The sequence below is a fragment of the Streptomyces sp. NBC_00775 genome (genome assembly GCF_036347135.1).
Classification (GTDB): Bacteria; Actinomycetota; Actinomycetes; order Streptomycetales; family Streptomycetaceae; genus Streptomyces; species Streptomyces lutosisoli.
In genome coordinates this window covers 4,183,803-4,201,849 of the sequence record NZ_CP108938.1, presented here as the reverse complement: position 1 = coordinate 4,201,849, position 18,047 = coordinate 4,183,803, and the positions used below count along the sequence as shown (strand labels likewise).

Sequence of the window (18,047 nt, the reverse complement as noted above, 5' to 3'; positions counted from 1 at the left end):
ATGACCCACTCGACTTCGACCTCCGCGACCTCCTCGGCGGGCTCGGCGCCGTACGTGCCCGAGGTCGGCAAGTACGACGACCAGGGCGTCGCCGCTCCCGGCCCGGGGCGCCGCCGGTCGCCGCTGCTCCGGCTGCGCGACTGGCTGTCGGCCGTCGTGTTCACAGTCCCCGCCCTCATCCTGTTCGGCCTGCTCGTGCTGGTGCCGATGGGCTACGCGATCTACGTCAGCTTCTTCAACTGGGGCGGATTCGGCTCGCCTTCGGACAGCATCGGCTTCGACAACTACACCCGGCTCTTCAAGGACCCCGTGTTCCTCGGGGACTTGGGGCGCGGCGCGCTGCTCATCGGCTTCTCCATCGTCGTGCAGTTGCCGTTCGCGCTCGCCATGGCCGTGCTGCTCAACCAGAAGCTGCGCGGCCGGGCCGTGTACCGGATGCTGTTCTTCGCCCCGTACATCCTGTCCGAGGTCATCACCGGCGTGCTGTTCAGCATGATCTTCGCGCCGGGGGAGGGGCTCGCCGACAAGGTCCTCGACAAGGTCGGGCTCGGCGGGCTGGGGGGCGACTGGTTCGCCGGTCAGCACAGCGTGATGCCCACCCTCTTCATCGTCATGACCTGGAAGTACTTCGGCTTCCACATGATGCTGTACCTCGCGGGCCTCCAGGGCATCCCCGCCGAACTGCAGGAGGCGGCGCGCATCGACGGCGCCGGCACCTGGCAGCGCTTCTGGCACATCACGCTGCCGCTGCTCGCGCCGACCCTCCGGATCAGCGCGTTCCTCTCGGTCGTCTACTCCATCCAGCTCTTCGACCTGGTCTGGGTCATCACCACCGGCGGCCCCGACCACGCTTCCGAGACCATGGCGATCAGCATGGTCCAGTACGGCTTCAAGCGCTATCAGATGGGCTACGCCAGCTCCATCAGCGTTGTGATGTTCCTGATCAGCCTGGTCTTCGCCCTCGCCTACCAGCGCTTCGTGCTGCGCCGGGACACCGAAGGAGCCATCACCACCATGCGAGGAAAACGATGAGCGCCACGACGGGGACCCCGGTGACCGCCACGACGGGGACACCGAAGGAGGTGCGGCGGCGCCGACGGCTGCGCTCCCTCCCCGTGTACGTGATCCTCTGGGTGGTCGGCGTCTTCATGGTCACCCCGCTCCTCTACGCCCTGATCTCCGGCTTCAAGTCCACCGACCAGCTCTCCTCCAACCCGTTCGGGCTGCCCTCGCCGTGGGTGACCTCGAACTACACCTCGCTGCTCGGCTCGGGCTCGTTCTGGCGGGCCATCGGCAGCAGCACGGTGATCGCGGTGGGCGCCACCCTGCTCACGGTGTCGGTGGCGGCCCTGGCGGCGTTCGCGCTCGCCCGGTTCTCCTTCCGTGGACGGGAGTTGATGTTCACCCTGTTCACGATGGGGCTGATGTTCCCGTTCGCGGTGGCGATCCTGCCGCTGTTCATCCTGCTGCGCACCTTCGGGCTGCTGGACAACCCGTGGGGTGTGATCCTGCCCGAGGCGGCCTTCGGACTGCCGGTGACGATCATCATCCTGCGCGGCTTCTTCCGGGAGATCCCGGCGGAGCTGGAGGAGGCGGCGACCCTCGACGGCTGCACCCGCTTCGGGTTCTTCTGGCGGATCCTGCTGCCGCTGGCCCGGCCCGCGCTCGGCACCGTCTCCGTCCTTGCCATCGTGGGCAGTTGGAACCAGTTCCTGCTGCCGCTGCTCGTCTTCAGCGAACCCACCTGGTGGACGATCCCGGTCGGCATCCAGCAGTTCCAGGGCCAGTACGCCTCCGACGTGGCCCGCATCTTCGCCTATCTGGTGCTCGCCATGGTGCCCGCCCTCGCCTTCTACGCGGTCGCCGAGCGGCAGCTCATCGGCGGCATCACGCTCGGCGCGACCAAGGGCTGACCCGTCTCAGGGGCCCATCCCCTCTCCACGTGAGGAGTTACATGATCCACCCCTGGCAGGACCCCGCTCTGCCCGCAGGCGTCCGCGCCGCCGATCTGCTCGCCCGGATGACCCTGCAGGAGAAGATCGCCCAGCTCTACAGCGTCTGGCCCGGCTCGAACGAGACCCCGGGCGGTGACATGGCGCCGCTCCAGCACGCCCTGTCCGAGGACATCGACCTGACCGAGCTTCTCCCGCACGGGCTGGGCCAGTTGACCCGCCCCTTCGGTACCGCGCCCGTCGCTCCGGCGGAGGGCACGGCCCGGCTCGCCTCCCTCCAGGAACGCGTACGCTCCGCGAACCGCTTCGGGCTGCCCGCCGTCGCGCACGAGGAGTGCCTCACCGGGTTCACCGCCTGGCAGGCGACGATCTTCCCGACCCCGCTCGCCTGGGGCGCGAGCTTCGACCCCGCCCTGGTGAAGGAGATGGCGTCGTCGATCGGCGCCACCATGCGGGCCGCCGGCATCCACCAGGGGCTGGCCCCCGTCCTCGACGTCGTGCGGGACCCGCGCTGGGGCCGCACGGAGGAGTCGATCGGCGAGGATCCCTACCTCGTGGCGACCGTCGGCACCGCCTACGTCCAGGGGCTGGAGTCGGCGGGCGTCGTCGCCACCCTCAAGCACTTCGCCGGGTACTCGGCCTCGCGCGGCGCCCGCAACCACGCGCCCGCGTCGATCGGCCCGCGCGAACTGGCGGACGTCATCCTGCCGCCGTTCGAGATGGCCCTGCGGGAGGGCGGGGCGCGGTCGGTGATGGCGGCGTACAACGACGTCGACGGGCTGCCCGCGCACGCGCACTACGGGCTCCTCACCCAACTCCTGCGCGAGGAATGGCAGTTCACCGGCACGGTCGTCGCCGACTATTTCGCGGTGTCCTTCCTGGAGTCGGCGCACGGGCTCACCGACTCCCCGGCGGGGGCGGCGGCGCTCGCCCTCGCGGCGGGCGTGGACGTGGAGCTGCCCGCCGTACGGTGCTACGGATCCGGGCCGGTCGACGAGGAGCTGGTGGACCGGGCCGCGCTGCGCGTCCTGACGCAGAAGTGCGAGCTGGGGCTGCTGGACCCCGACTGGGCGCCCCCGGCCGCGGACGGCCCGGTCGACTTCAATCCGCCGCAAATGCGGGAACTGGCACGGCAGTTGGCGGAGGAGTCGGTCGTGCTGCTGGCCAACGGCGACCGGGAGGGCACCGGCACCGGCACACTGCCGCTCGCGCCCGGCGTGCGGCGGATCGCCGTACTCGGCCCGCTCGCCGACGACCCGGCGGCCATGCTCGGCTGCTACACCTTCCCCCGCCATGTCCTCCTCGACCACCCCGACGTCCCGATGGGCGTCGCCGTACCGACGCTGCTCGAAGCGCTGCGCGCGGAGCTGCCGGACGCCGAGTTCGGGGACGACCCGGCGGCGGCCGACGTGTGCGTGGTCGCGGTCGGCGACCGCTCGGGGCTGTTCGGACGCGGCACGTCCGGCGAGGGCTGCGACGCGGCCGACCTCGAACTACCCGACGGACAAGCAGAGTTGGTGGACAAGGCGCTGGCCTCCGGGACACCGGTGGTACTGGTGCTGCTCTCCGGGCGGCCCTACGCGCTCGGGCGCTGGGCGGACCGGTGCGCGGCGGTGGTGCAGGCGTTCTTCGCCGGCCAGGAGGGCGGGCCCGCGCTGGCCGGGGTCCTGTCGGGGCGGGTCAACCCGTCGGGGCGGCTTCCGGTGAGCGTGCCGCGCGACCCCGCCGGACAGCCGTGGACGTATCTCGCCCCGCCGCTCGGGCAGCGCGGCGGGGCGAGCACCCTCGACCCGACGCCGCTGTTCCCGTTCGGGCACGGTCTGTCCTACACGTCGTACGCCTGGCAGGAGCCGACGGTCGACGACGCCACGTTCGCGACGGACGGCGAGACGACGCTGCGGCTGACCGTCCGCAACACGGGGGAGCGGGCCGGTACGGAGGTCGTCCAGCTCTATCTGCACGACCCGGTCGGCAAGGTGGCGCGACCGGTGGCCCGGCTGATCGGCTACGCGCGGGTGCCGCTGGAGGCGGGGGCGTCGGCGGAGGCGCACTTCACGGTCCCGGCGGACCTGGCCGCGTACACCGGACCCGACGGGGACCGGATCGTCGAACCGGGTGCGCTGGAACTGCGGTTGGGGGTGTCCAGCGCCGACGGCGACGTGCGGTACGCGGTGCCGGTCACGCTGACCGGGCCCGAGCGGGTGGTGGGGCCCGGGCGGCGGATGCGATGCGAGGTGCGGGTGAAGTGATGTTCGAATCTTTCGAGCCGCACCGCGAACTTTCCGGGAGGTGTATGGCGTCAAAAGGGGGTTCGACGCGTCGATGCGCGAGGCTACGATCGCGCCCATGAACCCCTCGAAGCCGCTGACCGCACGGTCGACGCAGACCGCGACGCTCGCCGAGATCGCCCGCGAGGCCGGCGTATCGGCTCCGACTGTTTCGAAGGTACTCAACGGCCGCGCCGACGTGGCCCCGGCGACCCGCACCCGCGTCGAGGAGCTGCTGCGCTCGTACGGCTACCGGCGGCGCAGGGCCGAGGCGACCCGGTCACCCCTCATCGACCTGGTCTTCCACGAGCTGGAGAGCGCCTGGGCGATGGAGGTGATCCGGGGCGTCGAGAACGTCGCCCGGGACGAGGGGCTGAGCGTGGTCCTCTCCGAGAGCGCGGGGCGGCTGACCCCCGGCCGCACCTGGGCCGACCAGGTCGCCGCGCGCCGCCCGTACGGGGTGATCCTCGTGCTGTCCGGGCTCGACGAGTCCGGACGGGCGCTGCTGACCAGCAGGTCCATCCCGTTCGTGGTGATGGACCCGGCCGGCGACCCCGGCGACGACGTGCCGTCGATCGGCGCCACCAACTGGCACGGCGGGCTGGCCGCGACCCGCCATCTCGTCGAGCTGGGCCACACCCGGATCGGCGCGATCAGCGGGCCTTCGCGGATGATGTGCAGCCGCGCCCGGGTCGACGGCTATCGCGCCGCGCTGGAGACGGCGGGGCTGCCGGTCGACCCGGCGCTGATCCGGCCGGGCAACTTCCACCACGAGAGCGGGTACCGGGCGGGGCTCGAACTGCTGCGCTCGCCGAACCGGCCCACCGCCGTCTTCGCGGGCAACGACCTCCAGGCGCTCGGCCTGTACGAGGCCGCGCGCGAGCTGGGGCTGCGCGTTCCCGAGGACCTGAGTGTCGTCGGGTTCGACGATCTGCCGGTGGCGCGCTGGGTCGGGCCGCCGCTGACGACCGTACGGCAGCCGCTGACGGAGATGGCGGAGGCGGCGGCGCGGCTGGTGCTCGAACTGGGGCGTGAGCAGGGGGCGTCGGCGGCGACAAGAGTGGAACTGGCCACAAGCCTCGTGGTGCGCAGCAGCACCGGCGCGCCCCCGGCGTAGAGGCCTGGGGATACGGCCGTGACGGATGTCTTGACGAGGGATGGGAGCGGTCCCACACTGCTCCGAAGTCAATCGGTTGCACGACCGAAACTTTCGGAGGCACCCGCAATGAGAACCTCCAGAACCCCCAGAACCCCCAGAACCTCGTTACGCTCGCGAACCCCCAGAACCTCGTTACGCTCGCGCCTCACCGCCCTGCTCACGGGCGCCGCGGCCGTGGGCGCCCTGCTCGCGGCCGGTACGACGGCGCACGCCGCGGACACCCCGCTCCGCGACCTCGCCGCCGCCAAGGGCAAGGTCATCGGCACCGCCGTCACCGGCTCCAAACTCACCGGGACATACGGCGACATCGCCGGGGCCCAGTTCAACTCGCTGACCCCGGGCAACGCCATGAAATGGGGCTCCGTCGAGCCCACCCGGGGCACCTACAACTGGGCCGAGGCCGACCAGATCGTCGCCTTCGCGCAGGCCCACAACCAGCAGGTGCGCGGCCACACCCTGGTCTGGCACAGCCAGAACCCGAGCTGGCTGACGAACGGCACCTGGACGTCCGCCGAACTGAGCACCCTGCTCCAGGACCACATCACCACCGAAGTCACCCGCTACAAAGGCAAGCTGGCCGCCTGGGACGTGGTCAACGAGCCCTTCAACGAGGACGGCACCTACCGCTCGACCCTCTGGTACAACGGCCTCGGCGCCGACTACATCGCCAACGCCCTGACCTGGGCCCACGCGGCCGACCCGAGCGCCAAGCTCTACATCAACGACTACAACGTCGAGGGCGTCAACGCGAAGAGCACCGCCCTCTACAACCTGGTCAAGTCGCTGAAGGACCGTGGCGTCCCCATCGACGGGGTCGGCCTCCAGGCCCACCTCATCCTCGGCCAGGTGCCGTCCACGCTCCAGCAGAACATCCAGCGCTTCGCCGACCTCGGCGTCGACGTCGCGATCACCGAGCTGGACATCCGGATGCAACTCCCGTCCGACAGCACGAAGCTGGCGCAGCAGGCCGCCGACTACAAGGCCGTGTTCGACGCGTGCGTGGCCGTGACCCGGTGCTACGGCGTCACCGTCTGGGGCTTCACGGACTCCGACTCCTGGATCCCGGACGTCTTCTCGGGATACGGCGCGGCGACACCGTACGACGAGAACTACGCGCCGAAACCGGCGTACTACGCGATCGCGACCTCGCTCGGCGGGACGACCACACCTCCGACGACGGGCGCGTGCACGGCGACGTACAGCGTCACGAACCAGTGGAACACGGGGTTCACGGGCCAGGTGAAGATCGCCTGCTCCGGGGCCGCGCTGTCGTCGTGGAAGGTGAGCTGGACCTACGGCGCGGGCCAGCAGATCACGCAGGCCTGGAACGCGACCTGTACACAATCGGGTGCGGCCGTGAGCTGCGTCAACGCCTCCTACAACGGGGCGGTCGCGGACGGCGGCTCGGTGACGTTCGGGTTCAACTCGTCATGGAGCGGCAGCAATCCGGTGCCGACAGTGACGCTGGGCTGAGGTCCGCCTGAGAAGTGTGAGATTTTCCGAAGGAAACCCGAGAAGTGGTTCCTGCTCGTAATAATTCGGACTTACGTTCCTCCGCGTGACTTCTGAAGACGAGCACGGGGATGACAAAGAGGGCGCCGCGAGACGCGGCAACCGGCGGTCCAGCCTGGTGAAGGCCGCCGGCGTCGTGCTCGCCGGCGCCCTCGTACTCTCCGCCGCGGGGGCGGGCTGGGCGTACTGGCATCTGAACCACAACATCAAGAGCGTCGACATCAACAGCGCGCTCGGCGACGACCGTCCGGCGAAGGCGGTGACGACACCGACCGCGTCCGCGTCCGCCTCGGCCTCCGCCGCTCCGCTGCCCAGCGGCGCCGTGAACATCCTCGTCCTCGGCTCCGACTCCCGCAGCGGCAAGGCGAACGCCAAGCTCGGCGGCGGCAACAGCTCCGGCGCCCGCTCGGACACGGCGATGGTCGTCCACATCGACGAGGGCCGCACCAAGGCGACCGTGGTGAGCATTCCCCGGGACACCCTGGTGACCCGCCCCTCGTGCCCCACGTCGTCGGGCGGGACGACATCGGTGGCGTACAACGCGATGTTCAACAGCGCCTATTCGGTGGGCGGTCCGGTCTGCGCGGTGAAGACGGTCGAATCGATGACCAACGTCCGTATGGACCACTACATCGAGATCGACTTCTCCGGTTTCGCGAAGCTCGTCGACGCGCTCGGCGGCGTCACCGTCACCACGGACGAGGACATCGACGACGACAAGAGCCATCTGCACCTGAAGGCCGGCGAACACCACCTGGGCGGCACCAAGGCGCTGGCGCTGGCCCGCACCCGCCACGGCATAGGCGACGGCAGCGACCTGGGGCGCATAGGTCTCCAACAGAAGCTGGTGAAGGCGCTGTTGAAGCAGATCTCCTCGACGGACCTCCTCATCAACCCCACCAAGCTGTACAAGGTCGCGGACGCGGTGACCGGAAGCCTCACGACCGATACGGGCCTGGACTCGCTGGGTGAGCTGATGAAGCTCGGCCAGAGTCTCAAGGGGCTGTCGTCCGACGAGGTCAAGACGGTCATGATGCCGGTGGTGACGGCTCCGTCGGACCCCAACCGGGTGGTGGCGAACGAGCCGGAGGCGAGCGATCTGTGGGCCTCGCTGAAGTGAGCGTCCGTGACGTGAGCGTCCGTGAACTGGGCGTCCGTGAACTGGGCGTCCGTGAACCGGGCTTCGGTACAACCAAACCCTGAGCCGGAGAGTCTCGTGCGGTGACCATGTAGCCGTAATGGGAGGGTTCGCCGATGTTTTCCCTGCGTTCGCGTGCTCGTTGGGCAGGACCGCTGGCGGTGGCCCTCCTCGCCCTGGGGGTCGGCTCGCTGGGCACGGCCGACGGTGCGGCCGCCGCCACCGCCGCCCCCGTCCGCGACGACTTCAACGGTGACGGATACATGGACCTCGCCATCGCCGCGAACCACGCCACCGTCGGCGGGATGAGCAAGGCCGGCTATGTGGCGGTGATGTACGGCGGACCGCACGGACTGTCGGCGACCTCCGCAAGCCGACGGACCGTCATCAGCCGTGCCACCAGCGGCATTCCGGGCAGTCCTACCAAGGGCCAGGGCTTCGGAACACAGATGTCGAAGGGCGACCTGGACGGCGACGGGTACGCGGACCTCGTCATAGGCACCGACCTGACCGGTGACGCGGTCGTCGTCTGGGGCGGGTCGCACGGCCTGTCCGGAGGCACGTCGGTGCCCGCCTACAAAACCCAGACCGGCGACTTCGACGGCGACGGCAAGCTCGACCTGGCGCTGTTCCGCCCCGGCCACAGCCTCGGCGACGACCCGGCGGGCACCACCGCCACCCTCTGGACGGGCCCCGTCAGCCGCACCGCGACCCCGGCCGCGACCGCCCCGATCGATCCCGACCACCTCCAGTACTACGACGTCCTGGACGGCGCTGTCGGAGACGTCAACGGCGACGGCCGCGACGACCTCGCGCTGACGGTGTACTGCGGCGACGGCAATTACTGCACGCAGCTGTACCAGGCCTCCGCCACCGGACTGGTGCGCACCGCCTCGAACGGCAACTACCGCGGCGTCGCGTTCGGCGACCTCAACGGCGACGGATACGACGACATGATCGACGGTGTCGGCTACGACAACCGGGTCGACATCGCGTACGGCTCGGCCTCCGGCATCGGCGCCGACACCACCTGGAAGACATTCACGCAGGACAGCCCGGGTGTGCCGGGAACCGACGAGAGCAACGACCTGTGGGGTGAGGCCGTGGCCGCCGGGGACGTCAACGGCGACGGGTACGACGATGTCGCCATCGGCGCCCCCTGCGAGAGCCTGGGCGAGGCCCAGTGCGCCGGCGCCGTCACCCTCCTGCATGGCAGCCGCTCCGGCCTCACCGCCACCGGCGCCCAGTTCATCAGCCAGAACACCGCCGGCATCCCCGGCACGAACGAGGCCGGCGACGACTTCGGCTACGGCCTCCAGCTGCTCGACATCAACGGCAACGGCTACGCCGACCTGGCCGCGAGCGGCCCGAGCGAGAACAACGGCAACGGCTCGGTCTGGTCGCTGCGCGGCCGCCCGACCGGGATCGTGCCGGACGCGGCGCTCGTGTTCGGCGGGAAGGCGATCGGGGCGCCCTACACGAAGGCACAGTTCGGCTTCGAGATCGGATAGCCGGATCGGTGGAGCGGACAGGTCCCGGGCCTCAACTCCGCGGTACGAACACCGCGGTGTATCCGTCCGGGAGCTGCCCGTCCGCGTAGCTGGTGTCGGTCTTCGTGGCGGCGCACGACGGGGGAGCGAGGGTGTGCGGCGCGGTTCGGGGTGATGCGGCCGGGCACCATGCCGGAGTGCTTTCAGGGCCCTCACGAGACTCACGGCGCCGTGTGGTGCGCCGCTCGATGTTGCTGGACCGGGCGGTCTCCTCGGCCATCTGGGCGGTCCTGCCCGGCCCGGATGGCGCGAACGAGGGGCTGCGACCTGCGGAAACGAACCTCGCGGAAGAAAATTCGAAGAAATCCGGAGACGGTGTCGATTCAGGCGTCTCCCGATCGACGCATGGGTGAGAGGCAGGAAGAAGCCCCGCCTCCGGGACACACGAGACACACGAAACACGAGGAGTCACCATGCCGCGCTACCTGTCGCTGGTCCAGATCGACGAGGCCACCGCCCCCGCCGAGGGCCCCAGCCCCGAGCTGATGCAGCGGATGGGCGAGCTGCTGGAGGAGATCACCAAGGCGGGCGTCATGCTCGCGACCGACGGGCTGACGCCGTCCGCCCAGGGCAAGCGGGTGCACTGGGAGGGCGGACAGCTGTCCGTCACCGACGGGCCCTTCACCGAGTCCAAGGAGGTCGTCGGCGGCTACGCGCTCATGCAGTGCAAGGACATGGCCGAGGCCATCGAGTGGACCAAGCGGTTCCTGAAGGTGCACGAGGAGCACTGGACGGTGACCTGCGAGGTGCGGGAGATCGCGGAGGGCTGAGTCGCGGCTTGGCCTCACGGCCCGGCGGGTGTCTGATGGTGGGTTGTGGAACCACAGCCCACCGTCACCCCAGCCGATGCCGAGCCAGCCGATGCCGACCCGGCCGGTACCGACCCGGCCGAGGCCACCGTGGACGAAGCCACCGCCTCCGGCGCCGGCGACGCCGTCGAGACGATCTTCCGCATCGAGTCGCCCCGCATCATCGCCGGCGTGGCCCGGATCGTCCGTGACGTCGGTATCGCCGAGGAGCTGGCCCAGGATGCCTTGGTCGCAGCCCTTGAGCAGTGGCCGCGGGACGGGGTGCCGGAGAACCCGGGCGCCTGGCTGACGGCCACCGCCAAGCATCGCGCGATCGACCTCGTACGCCGCCGGGAACGGTACGCCCGCAAGCTGGAGGAGATCGGGCGGGACCTGGACACGACCACCCCGTTCGAGGAGCCCGCCGACCCGGACGACATCGACGACGACCTGCTGCGGCTCGTCTTCACCGCCTGCCACCCCGTCCTGTCCGCCGAGGCCCGCATCGCGCTCACCCTGCGGCTGCTGGGCGGCCTGACCACCCCCGAGATCGCCCGCGCCTTCCTCGCCCCCGAGGCGACGATCGCCCAGCGCATCGTGCGCGCCAAGCGGACGCTGGCGACGAAGGGGGTCGCCTTCGAGGTCCCGTACGGCCCGGAGCGCGAAGCCCGGCTCGGGTCGGTCCTCGAAGTCATCTACCTGATCTTCAACGAGGGTTACGCCGCCACCGCGGGCGACGACCTGCTGCGCCCCGCCCTGTGCGAGGACGCGCTCCGACTGGCCCGGGTGCTCGCCGAGTTGATGCCCAAGGAGCCCGAAGTGCACGGGCTGGCCGCCCTGTTGGAGCTCCAGGAGTCCCGCGCGGCCGCCCGCACCGGCCCCTTGGGCGAACCGGTGCTCCTCAAGGACCAGAACCGCCGCCGCTGGAACCGCCTGCTCATCCGCCGGGGCTTCGCCGCGCTGGGCCGCTCCAACGCCGTCGCCACGGCAGGCCCCGGCCCGTACGCCCTGCAGGCCGCCATCGCCGCGTGCCACGCGCAGGCGTACGCGTACGAGGACACGGACTGGGCGCAGATCGCCACCCTGTACGGGCTGCTGGCGGCCCGCTCGCCTTCCCCGGTCGTCGAGCTGAACCGCGCCGTCGCCGTCTCGATGGCGGAAGGCCCGGAACCGGCCCTCGCCCTCGTCGACACCCTTGCCGCCGAACCCGCCCTGCGTGACTACCACTTGCTGCCCAGCGTGCGCGGGGATCTGCTGGCCCGGATGGGGCGTACGGCGGAGGCGCGGGCGGAGTTCGCACGCGCGGCCTCGCTGGCGCGGAACGAGCGCGAGCGGGCACTGCTGCTCGCCCGGGCCCGGGAGTGCGGCTGAGTGACGCCCACTTCTCCAAGTGGCCGTCGCCGTACCCCTCCTACCCGATCATGGCGAGCACCAACGAGGGCACCTCAAGACGGTCCACCCCCAGTGGACGGCGTCGCGGGTGCCCCCACCAGCATGGTCGGGGCACCCGCCACCCGCGTCAGGAACACGGTCGCCGCATGCGGCCCCTGGGGCTTCACCTTCCGCCGCAGCTCCTCCGGCTCGACGGCCGACCCCCGCTTCTTCACCGTCAGTACGCCGACCCCCCGCTCCCGCAGCAGCGCCTTCAACTTCTTCACGCCGAAGGGCAGTTGGTCGGTGATCTCGTACGCGGTGGCATACGGCGTCGGCCGCAGCTCGTCCGCGGTGATGTACGCGATCGTCTCGTCGACCAGCCCGCCCCCCAGCTCCTCGGCCACCTCCGCGACCAGATGCGCGCGAATGACGGCGCCGTCGGGCTCGTACAGATAACGCCCGACCGGTCGCACGGCGGGATCCGGCAGCCCCCGCCCGCGCAGCACCCGCGGGCCCGGCAGCAGCGTGGCCCGCACCAGGCCGGGCTCCGTGCCGAACCACAGCACGGCCTCCTTCACATCGCCGCCGTCGGAGATCCACTCGGCCTCCGCTTCGGCGGGGATCGCCTCGTGGGGGATGCCGGGGGCAATCTTCAGGGCGGCCAGGGGCGCCGCGAGCGCCGTCCCGATCGCCCAGGACAGCGGCGGCGAGTACGCCTCCGGGTCGAAGATCCGGCCACGTCCGCCGCGCCGCGCGGGGTCCACGAAGACCGCGTCGTACGTCGCCGTGTCCACCTCGGTGACATCCGCCTCGCGCACCTCGATGAGGTCGGCTAGGCCGAGGGCGTCGGCGTTCGCGCGGGCGACCGCCGCGGTCAGCGGGTCGCGGTCGACGGCGAGGACACGGATCCCGGCGCGGGCCAGCGCGATCGCGTCGCCGCCGATGCCGCAGCAGAGGTCGGCGACCGAGCGGACGCCCAGCTCCGCGAATCGCCTCGCGCGGTGCGTCGCGACCGTCGTACGGGTCGACTGCTCGACCCCGTTCGGCGTGAAGAACATCCGCTGCGCGTCCTCGGCCCCGAACTTCGCCACCGCCCGCTGCCGCAGCCGCGCCTGTCCGAGCGCCGCCGAAACCAGCTCGGCCGAGTGCTCGCGGCGCAGCCGGGTGGCGACGGCCAGCTCCTGCGCCGGTTCGGTGCCGCGCACCTCGTCGAGCAGGGCGCGGCCCTCGGGGGTGAGGAGGGAGGCGAAGGAGACGTCGTTCACCGGGCCATTGTGGGCCAGTCGGTGGACGGCGCGCTTCCGGCCGCGGTGTCGGGGCCTCGTACGGGCCATGGCCTGGGAGGATCCCGCACCATGCGACCAGTGCGACAAAATTATAAAAATGGGGCGAAGTGGATGGGTCTTCGCGGTGGAATCGCCCTGCTCGCCCTCACCGCCGTCGTCTCCGGCTGTGCGGACGACGGCTCCGGCGGTGTGTGGCCGGCCCATGGTCAGCAGCCGCTGAAGGCGCCCCCCGCCCGCGCTCTCGACGCGTACGCCTCCAAGCTCCGCATCGCGCAGGCCCAGCGGGTCGCCGCGGCCAAGCGCTGGGGGCTGGCCGAGACGCCGCTGACGGCCCCGCCCGCACCCGCCAGGAAGCCGGTGATCAAGGCACGCAAGGGGTTCGAGGTCGACGGCCAGGAGGAGCTGGGGCTGCCCCCGGTCTTCACGACCATCCCCACCAAGGACAGGGTCGTCTTCCTCACCATCGACGACGGCGCGGAGAAGGACCCGCGGTTCCTGCGGATGATGAGCGAACTGAAGATCCCGTACACCGCGTTCCTCAGCAACTACCTGGTCAAGGACAACTACCGGTACTTCCGCAAGATGCGCGACCGGGGCATCACCCTCAACAACCACACGCTGACCCACCCCTACCTGCCCGGACTCTCCTACGCCGAGCAGAAGGACGAGATCTGCGGCATGCAGCGCGTGATGAGGAAGCAGTTCGGCAGGCGCCCGACGGTCTTCCGGCCCCCGTACGGCAACTACAACCAGGACACCCTGCGCGCCGCGAAGGCCTGCGGCATCAAGTACGCGCCAATCTGGGACGAGGAAGTCTTCGTCGACCACTGGGAGTACCGCGAGTGGGACCGCGACCTGCACCCCGGCGACATCGTCCTCAGCCACTTCCGGGGCCGGAACGACTGGAAGGGCAGCATGCCCGACATGGTCCGCCGCTTCATGAAGAAAGTGACCGCCAAGGGGTACGCGGTGGCCCGCCTGGAGGACTACCTGTGAGGCACCGGGTGCGCGCCCTGGCCACCGGGCTGCTCGCCGCCGCGTTGCTCACCGGCTGCGCCCAGTCCGTCGACCCGATCGAACGGCTGGGCAAGAAGGCGGCGCAGAAGGTACGGCCGCATGAGTCGGCGTACCGCCGCTGGGGGCTCGCCGCGCCGCTCGCCCGGCCGCCGAGACCACCCGCCAGGACCACCGCGCGCACCGCGGGCCCGGGGCTGCCGCCCGTCGTGGACCATGTCCGGACCCGCGACAAGGTGGTCTTCCTGACGTACGACGACGGTGCCGAACGCGATCCCCGGTTCGTCGACATGGTGCGTGAACTGCGGCTGCCGGTCAGCATGTTCCTCACGAACAGCGTCGTCGGGCCGGGGTACGGGCACTTCGCGCAGCTGGGCGACGTCGGCGCCAGCGTGCAGAACCACACCCTCGACCACGCCTCCCTGCGCGGCCTGCCCTACGCCGGCCAGCGCGCCGAGATCTGCGGCCAGCAGGACAAGCTCAAACAGCGCTTCGGCGTCCGGCCCCGGCTGCTGCGCCCCCCGTACGGCACCTACGACTCCACCACCCTGCGTGCCGCCGCCGACTGCGGGGTCGCGGCGGTCGTCCTCGGCCGCCCGGCCGACGCCCACCCGCTGCGGCCCGGCGACATCCTCTCCGGCTTCAGGGAACCCAACTTCACGGACGCGACACTCGGGCTCCTCAAGCGCATCCAGGCGGAGGGCTTCACGCCCGCGCGCTTGGAAAATTATCTGTAGCCGCTCGGGGCAGGCAGGCGTTACGTCAATGCGGGCGGCTGACACTCCAGCGCGGGCCGGCACCACCCAGCCCGTCCGGCGTTTGAGGGCGAGGCCGTTCAGGCCGATAGGGGGTCTGGGGCGCAGCCCCAGGGCACGCCCGCACCCACGCACGGCTCCCGGAACCCCACGCCACGCCGGAGGTCTTTGGCACTCCGCTTGACCGAGTGCTAATCGCAGTCATAGTCTCGGGTCTGGCACTCCCCCCTGGAGAGTGCCAATAGCGACGGGCAGGTCCGGCACCCGCGACGACGGATCGACCTGGTCGCCACCTCAGACAGTTAACCCCGTGAGATCTCCGAAGGGGGAGGTCGGATCGTGACGACCGCCAGCTCCAAGGTTGCCATCAAGCCGCTCGAGGACCGCATTGTGGTCCAGCCGCTCGACGCCGAGCAGACCACGGCCTCTGGCCTGGTCATTCCGGACACCGCGAAGGAGAAGCCCCAGGAGGGCGTCGTCCTGGCCGTCGGTCCGGGCCGCATCGAGGACGGAAAGCGCGTCGAACTCGACGTCTCCGTCGGCGACATCGTGCTGTACAGCAAGTACGGCGGCACCGAGGTGAAGTACAACGGCGAGGAGTACCTCGTCCTCTCGGCTCGCGACGTGCTCGCGATCGTCGAGAAGTAATTCACCCAGAATTGCAGTGAGCTGCGCCCCTGGCCCCCGCGTCCTTTAACAAGCCGGGTGCTGGGGGCGCAGTTCGTTCTCCCAAAGATTTCCGAGAGGGCTGAATCGCTCCCATGGCGAAGATCCTGAAGTTCGACGAGGACGCCCGTCGCGCCCTTGAGCGCGGCGTCAACAAGCTTGCCGACACGGTCAAGGTGACGATCGGCCCCAAGGGCCGCAACGTCGTCATCGACAAGAAGTTCGGCGCCCCCACCATCACCAACGACGGCGTCACCATCGCCCGCGAGGTCGAGCTCGACGACCCGTACGAGAACCTCGGCGCCCAGCTGGTGAAGGAGGTGGCGACCAAGACCAACGACATCGCGGGTGACGGTACGACCACCGCCACCGTGCTCGCCCAGGCGCTGGTGCGCGAGGGCCTGCGGAACGTTGCCGCGGGTGCCTCCCCGGCCGCCCTGAAGAAGGGCATCGACGCCGCCGTCAAGGCCGTGTCGGACGAGCTCCTCGCGACCGCCCGTCCGATCGACGAGAAGTCCGACATCGCCGCCGTCGCCGGTCTGTCCGCCCAGGACCCGCAGGTCGGCGAGCTCATCGCCGAGGCGATGGACAAGGTCGGCAAGGACGGTGTCATCACCGTCGAGGAGTCCAACACCTTCGGTCTGGAGCTGGACTTCACCGAGGGCATGGCCTTCGACAAGGGCTACCTGTCGCCGTACATGGTCTCCGACCAGGAGCGTATGGAGGCCGTCCTCGACGACCCGTACATCCTCATCCACCAGGGCAAGATCAGCTCCATCCAGGACCTGCTGCCGCTGCTGGAGAAGGTCATCCAGTCCAACGCCTCCAAGCCGCTGCTGATCATCGCCGAGGACGTCGAGGGCGAGGCCCTGTCGACCCTGGTCGTGAACAAGATCCGCGGCACGTTCAACGCCGTCGCTGTGAAGGCCCCCGGCTTCGGTGACCGCCGCAAGGCGATGCTGGGCGACCTCGCCACCCTCACCGGCGGTCAGGTCATCGCCGAGGAGGTCGGCCTCAAGCTCGACCAGGTCGGCCTGGACGTGCTGGGCACCGCCCGCCGCGTGACCGTCACCAAGGACGACACCACGGTCGTCGACGGTGGCGGCGACCACGAGGCCGTCCTGGGCCGCGTCAACCAGATCAAGGCCGAGATCGAGAACACCGACTCCGACTGGGACCGCGAGAAGCTCCAGGAGCGCCTCGCGAAGCTGGCCGGCGGCGTGTGCGTGATCAAGGTCGGCGCCGCCACCGAGGTGGAGCTCAAGGAGAAGAAGCACCGTCTGGAGGACGCCATCTCCGCGACCCGCGCCGCGGTCGAGGAGGGCATCGTCTCCGGTGGTGGCTCCGCGCTCGTCCACGCCGTCAAGGTCCTCGAGGGCAACCTCGGCAAGACCGGCGACGAGGCCACGGGTGTCGCGGTGGTCCGCAAGGCCGCCGTCGAGCCGCTGCGCTGGATCGCCGAGAACGCCGGCCTGGAGGGTTACGTCATCACCTCCAAGGTCGCCGAGCTCGACAAGGGCCAGGGCTTCAACGCCGCCACCGGCGAGTACGGCGACCTGGTCAAGGCCGGCGTCATCGACCCGGTCAAGGTCACCCGCTCCGCCCTGGAGAACGCCGCCTCCATCGCCTCCCTGCTCCTCACGACCGAGACCCTGGTCGTCGAGAAGCCGGCCGAGGAAGAGGCCGAGGCCGGTCACGGCCACGGTCACGGCCACTCCCACTGAGGTTCGTAGCTGACGGTTCGTAGCCGACACCGAAGGCCCGGTCCCCCTGGCGGGGGAGCCGGGCCTTCGTGCTGCGGAGTTGCCTGAGTCCGTCAGAGTCTCTGGAGTCCGGCGGAGTCACTGGAAGCCGTCAGAGTTCAAGCTGGTCCAGAACGCCGAGCTGGCCCATCAGCCCCAGCTGGTCGTACTGCCACCACCCCTCGGCGATCTTGCCGTCATCCTGGCACCGGAAGATGGTCGTGCCGGTCATGGTGACCTGCTTGCCGGTCGCCGCGATCCCGCGGAAGTCGCCCGTGTGGGTGGCGTTCCAGGTCCAGCGCGTGCAGACGCGATCGGCCTCGGTGACCTGGTCGTCGACGGTGAACGTGAAGTCGAACGCGCCACGCCACATCCCGATCTCGCGCCGTATCGCGTCGAGCCCGATGGTGTCCTGCTCGTTGGCGGGATCGTGGTCGTGGTAGTTCTCCGCGATCAGGTCGTTGAGCGGTGACAGCTCGCCCTTGGCGGCTATCGTCTCGAAGAACTTGCGGATGTTGGCCGAGTACAACTGCTCGTCCCGGACCACGTCCAGGTCCGTGAACGTCGGCGTCTCGTCGCAGAGAGCCACCATCTCCTGGAAGATCCTGGCCGTCTCGGGAAGGTTCGAGTTCCGCATCGCCTCTTCGTACGACGGGAACTCCACGATCTCTATGTAGTGGGTCGCGTCGGACCGGTCCTTGCCGATCACATCGTGCGTCGCGGTCCGCTTGCCCCTGGTCTGTTCGACCCATGTGTCCATCAGCTGGTTCATCTCGTCGAACCGGCTGGTCTTGCAGTCGATGAGCTGTACGAATGTCATGGCGCCGCCTCCGGCCCCCTGGGT

Annotated in this window: 16 protein-coding genes; 13 read left to right on the top strand and 3 right to left on the bottom strand. The window is 70.1% G+C overall.

Going from position 1 to position 18,047, the window contains the following annotated elements; all coding sequences use genetic code 11:
* The 7 genes from OIC96_RS18595 to OIC96_RS18565 all read left to right on the top strand — a co-directional run bounded on the left by OIC96_RS18595 (position 1) and on the right by OIC96_RS18565 (position 9,539).
* Positions 1-1,032, top strand: coding sequence for a carbohydrate ABC transporter permease (locus tag OIC96_RS18595; RefSeq protein ID WP_330306751.1), 1,032 nt, complete (start codon positions 1-3; stop codon positions 1,030-1,032).
* A complete protein-coding gene (locus OIC96_RS18590) occupies positions 1,029-1,913 on the top strand; it encodes a carbohydrate ABC transporter permease (RefSeq protein WP_330306752.1) in 885 nt (294 codons plus the stop codon). The genes OIC96_RS18595 and OIC96_RS18590 overlap by 4 nt, the downstream gene beginning before the upstream one ends.
* 41 nt (positions 1,914-1,954) lie before the next feature.
* Positions 1,955-4,201 carry a glycoside hydrolase family 3 N-terminal domain-containing protein gene (locus tag OIC96_RS18585; protein ID WP_330306753.1) on the top strand — a complete coding sequence of 749 codons (2,247 nt, stop codon included), beginning with the start codon at positions 1,955-1,957 and terminating at the stop codon, positions 4,199-4,201.
* Positions 4,202-4,298: 97 nt separating this feature from the next.
* Complete coding sequence (locus tag OIC96_RS18580) at positions 4,299-5,336, top strand: LacI family DNA-binding transcriptional regulator (protein WP_330306754.1); 1,038 nt, start codon at positions 4,299-4,301, stop codon at positions 5,334-5,336.
* A gap of 108 nt (positions 5,337-5,444) precedes the next feature.
* Positions 5,445-6,851 carry an endo-1,4-beta-xylanase gene (locus OIC96_RS18575; RefSeq protein ID WP_330306755.1) on the top strand — a complete coding sequence of 469 codons (1,407 nt, stop codon included), beginning with the start codon at positions 5,445-5,447 and terminating at the stop codon, positions 6,849-6,851.
* Positions 6,852-6,936: 85 nt separating this feature from the next.
* The gene (locus OIC96_RS18570; RefSeq protein ID WP_330306756.1) at positions 6,937-8,010 is read left to right on the top strand and encodes an LCP family protein; all 1,074 of its coding nucleotides are present in this window, start codon (positions 6,937-6,939) and stop codon (positions 8,008-8,010) included.
* Positions 8,011-8,144: 134 nt separating this feature from the next.
* On the top strand, positions 8,145-9,539 hold the full coding sequence (locus OIC96_RS18565) for a VCBS repeat-containing protein (protein ID WP_330306757.1): 1,395 nt from the start codon (positions 8,145-8,147) through the stop codon (positions 9,537-9,539).
* Between the two features lie 31 nt (positions 9,540-9,570).
* Here the strand turns inward: OIC96_RS18565 and OIC96_RS18560 are convergent, their stop codons facing one another.
* On the bottom strand, positions 9,571-9,798 hold the full coding sequence (locus tag OIC96_RS18560) for a hypothetical protein (RefSeq protein ID WP_330306758.1): 228 nt from the start codon (positions 9,796-9,798) through the stop codon (positions 9,571-9,573).
* Between the two features lie 193 nt (positions 9,799-9,991).
* Between OIC96_RS18560 and OIC96_RS18555 the strand changes: the two genes are divergently transcribed.
* Complete coding sequence (locus OIC96_RS18555) at positions 9,992-10,348, top strand: YciI family protein (RefSeq protein WP_327431048.1); 357 nt, start codon at positions 9,992-9,994, stop codon at positions 10,346-10,348.
* Positions 10,349-10,477: 129 nt separating this feature from the next.
* Positions 10,478-11,737, top strand: a complete 1,260-nt coding sequence (locus OIC96_RS18550) for an RNA polymerase sigma factor (protein ID WP_330310248.1) — start codon at positions 10,478-10,480, stop codon at positions 11,735-11,737.
* Positions 11,738-11,811: 74 nt separating this feature from the next.
* On the opposite strand, the gene OIC96_RS18545 is transcribed toward OIC96_RS18550, so the two are convergent.
* Positions 11,812-13,005: a class I SAM-dependent methyltransferase gene (locus tag OIC96_RS18545; protein ID WP_406501996.1), complete on the bottom strand. Its 1,194-nt coding sequence runs from the start codon at positions 13,003-13,005 to the stop codon at positions 11,812-11,814.
* A 90-nt stretch (positions 13,006-13,095) separates the two neighbouring features.
* Here OIC96_RS18545 and OIC96_RS18540 point away from each other — a divergent pair, with 90 nt between their 5' ends.
* The 4 genes from OIC96_RS18540 to groL all read left to right on the top strand — a co-directional run bounded on the left by OIC96_RS18540 (position 13,096) and on the right by groL (position 17,185).
* Positions 13,096-14,022 (top strand): polysaccharide deacetylase family protein, encoded by a 927-nt coding sequence (locus OIC96_RS18540; RefSeq protein WP_406501997.1) that lies wholly within the window; start codon positions 13,096-13,098, stop codon positions 14,020-14,022.
* Positions 14,019-14,777 (top strand): polysaccharide deacetylase family protein, encoded by a 759-nt coding sequence (locus OIC96_RS18535; protein ID WP_330306761.1) that lies wholly within the window; start codon positions 14,019-14,021, stop codon positions 14,775-14,777. The genes OIC96_RS18540 and OIC96_RS18535 overlap by 4 nt, the downstream gene beginning before the upstream one ends.
* Positions 14,778-15,134: 357 nt before the next feature.
* Positions 15,135-15,443, top strand: coding sequence for a co-chaperone GroES (groES, locus tag OIC96_RS18530; RefSeq protein ID WP_327431054.1), 309 nt, complete (start codon positions 15,135-15,137; stop codon positions 15,441-15,443).
* A 113-nt stretch (positions 15,444-15,556) separates the two neighbouring features.
* Positions 15,557-17,185, top strand: coding sequence for a chaperonin GroEL (gene groL / locus OIC96_RS18525; protein WP_327431055.1), 1,629 nt, complete (start codon positions 15,557-15,559; stop codon positions 17,183-17,185).
* A gap of 130 nt (positions 17,186-17,315) precedes the next feature.
* On the opposite strand, the gene OIC96_RS18520 is transcribed toward groL, so the two are convergent.
* Complete coding sequence (locus tag OIC96_RS18520; RefSeq protein WP_330306762.1) at positions 17,316-18,023, bottom strand: ester cyclase; 708 nt, start codon at positions 18,021-18,023, stop codon at positions 17,316-17,318.
* Positions 18,024-18,047: the final 24 nt, after the last annotated feature.

What these genes read in the sequence shown, in the direction of transcription:
- OIC96_RS18575 (WP_330306755.1), top strand. Translation starts at nt 5,445, where the DNA reads ATGAGAACCTCCAGAACCCCCAGAACCCCCAGAACCTCGTTACGCTCG.
- OIC96_RS18565 (WP_330306757.1), top strand. Translation starts at nt 8,145, where the DNA reads ATGTTTTCCCTGCGTTCGCGTGCTCGTTGGGCAGGACCGCTGGCGGTG.
- OIC96_RS18520 (WP_330306762.1), bottom strand. Translation starts at nt 18,023, where the DNA reads ATGACATTCGTACAGCTCATCGACTGCAAGACCAGCCGGTTCGACGAG.
- OIC96_RS18580 (WP_330306754.1), top strand. Translation starts at nt 4,299, where the DNA reads ATGAACCCCTCGAAGCCGCTGACCGCACGGTCGACGCAGACCGCGACG.
- groL (WP_327431055.1), top strand. Translation starts at nt 15,557, where the DNA reads ATGGCGAAGATCCTGAAGTTCGACGAGGACGCCCGTCGCGCCCTTGAG.
- OIC96_RS18555 (WP_327431048.1), top strand. Translation starts at nt 9,992, where the DNA reads ATGCCGCGCTACCTGTCGCTGGTCCAGATCGACGAGGCCACCGCCCCC.
- OIC96_RS18560 (WP_330306758.1), bottom strand. Translation starts at nt 9,798, where the DNA reads ATGGCCGAGGAGACCGCCCGGTCCAGCAACATCGAGCGGCGCACCACA.
- OIC96_RS18540 (WP_406501997.1), top strand. Translation starts at nt 13,096, where the DNA reads ATGCGACCAGTGCGACAAAATTATAAAAATGGGGCGAAGTGGATGGGT.
- OIC96_RS18590 (WP_330306752.1), top strand. Translation starts at nt 1,029, where the DNA reads ATGAGCGCCACGACGGGGACCCCGGTGACCGCCACGACGGGGACACCG.
- OIC96_RS18595 (WP_330306751.1), top strand. Translation starts at nt 1, where the DNA reads ATGACCCACTCGACTTCGACCTCCGCGACCTCCTCGGCGGGCTCGGCG.
- OIC96_RS18585 (WP_330306753.1), top strand. Translation starts at nt 1,955, where the DNA reads ATGATCCACCCCTGGCAGGACCCCGCTCTGCCCGCAGGCGTCCGCGCC.